Source organism: Salinibacterium sp. (assembly GCF_031364185.1).
Classification (GTDB): domain Bacteria; phylum Actinomycetota; class Actinomycetes; order Actinomycetales; family Microbacteriaceae; genus Rhodoglobus.
In genome coordinates, this window is the sequence record NZ_JANLVV010000151.1 from 1 (window position 1) to 2,268 (window position 2,268).

Here is a 2,268-nt window from a genome sequence, read left to right on the forward strand (position 1 = left end):
CTGGTTGATCCGCTGCCGGGTATTTCTGATCCGGTGATTGGATGGCCGAACCCGGCGAATCCCGGCGTGCTTGCGCCCGGGCAGTCGGTGACGGGTCGGGCAACGTACGCCCTGACCCAGGCCGACGTCGACCGTGGATTCCGCGATAATACTGCCAAGGTCGCTGCCCTTGCTCCCGGTAATGTGCCGGTCACGGCCAGGACGAACACGGTCATCATCAATACGGTCAGCGCCGTGCCCGGTCTCACGGTGACCAAGACCGCGCAGAGCTCGGGAACCGCCGCCGTCAACGACACCATCACGTACACGTTCGTGGTCGAGAACACCGGCAATGTCACTCTGCGCTCTGTGCAGCTCAACGACGCGCTTCCCCGCCTGTCGCCGCTGGCCTACCAGTGGGCCCAGGGCGCCGAGGGCGTGCTCGCGCCACGCCAGACCGTGACGGCCACAGCCACCTACCTGATCGACCAGGCCGACGTCGATGCCGGCTCCGTGATCAACACCGCGAACGCCTCGGGTACGACGCCGGGACTTATCGCGTACACCGGACCGGAGGCCGTGCACACTCAGCCGACGCAACAGGTGGTGCCGAGCATCCTGGTCACAAAGACGGCAAGCCTTCCAGTGGGGGCCGTTGGCGTTGCCGGCGAGATCGTGACGTTCGCATACACGCTGAAGAACACCGGCAATGTCACGCTCACCGCTGTCGAACTGCTCGATCGCCTCGGCGGGACCAGCGCACCCACGTACCTGTGGCCGGGCGTGGCGTTCACCCTCCTTCCCGGCGAGACGGTCACCGCGACATCCACTCATCCACTCACCCAGGGCGAGGTCAATGCCGGCGGAGTCTCGAGTGCTGTCGACGGCACGGGCCTGCCACCGCGCGGTGCTGTCGTTACCGGCAGCGCGACCGCCGGTGTCACGGTCGCGGCTCGACCCGACATGGCCGTCACGAAATCTGGCACGACGACGGGCGCTGGCAATGCCGGTGACAGCATCAATTACCAGTTCACCATCAAGAACACTGGCAACGTCACCCTGTCGCTGGTCGATCTCGTCGATGCTCTTCTCGGGGTCAGCACCCCCACCGTGACCTGGCCGCGTGTGAGCGAGCCGGGCATCCTGCAACCGGGAGAGGTCGCGACGGCCACGGCCAGCTACCTGATTACTCAGCAGGATGTCGACTCTGGCTCGGTCACCAACGTCGCGACAGCCACCGGTAAGCCGCCCGTGGGTGACAAGATTGCGGTCAGTTCGCCGCTACAGAACACCACGGTTGCCCTTGCGAATCCGTCCCTAGTCACGGCGAAGTTTGGCGCTCTTGCTGCGGGCGAGACCGGCAGCGTCGGCGACATCGTGGAGTACCGGTTCACGATCACCAATAACGGCAACGTGACGGTATCCGGGATCGCGCTTGGCGATCCGCTTCCCGGCCTGACCACTCCCGACGTGCGCTGGCCGGGCGCCGCCGGGGTACTCGCGCCACGGCAGACCGCGACCGCCACCGCGACCTACGCTCTCACGCAGGCCGATGTCGACAGGGGCTCCGTGACCAACACGGCGACCTCGACCGGGACGTCTCCGGGCAACGCGCCGGTCACGAGCACGTCGAACCCGGTCGAAATAGTCACCGAGGCTGCGGCTCCCGCCTTCAGTGTCACAAAGTCGGGCGTGCTGCCCGCCGGAAGTACCGGCGAGGTCGGTGACGTTGTCGAGTTCACCATCGGCCTCACCAATGATGGCAACCAGACCCTCAGTACTGTGACCCTTGACGACAGTCTGGTGGGGCTCAGCAGCCTGAATTACACCTGGCCGACCGCGACCGCGGGTCTGCTGAAGCCTGGTGAGAAGGTGATCGCCACCGCTACCTACGCACTTACGCAGGCTGATATCGACGCGGGATCCCTTGTCAACACCGCGACCGGAACCGCAAATTCCCCGACCGGAGCTGTGCCCGCCCAACCCGAGCACTCCGCCACGGGGACGGTTCCCATTCCGCGGTCGCCGTCGCTGTCTGCGGTGAAGACGGGCATCCTTCGTGCCGGTGATATCGGCCAGGTTGGTGACATCATCGATTATGCGGTGACGGTCACGAACACGGGCAATGTGACGGTGACGCAGGGTCGACTGGTTGATCCGCTGCCGGGTATTTCTGATCCGGTGATTGGATGGCCGAACCCGGCGAATCCCGGCGTGCTTGCGCCCGGGCAGTCGGTGACGGGTCGGGCAACGTACGCCCTGACCCAGGCCGACGTCGACCGTGGATTC

Annotated in this window: 1 pseudogene; it reads left to right on the plus strand. The window is 65.6% G+C overall.

Annotated features, from left to right (window positions below):
* Window positions 1–2,268 (plus strand): annotated as a pseudogene (locus RMN95_RS07110) (AraC family transcriptional regulator); the annotation flags it as partial.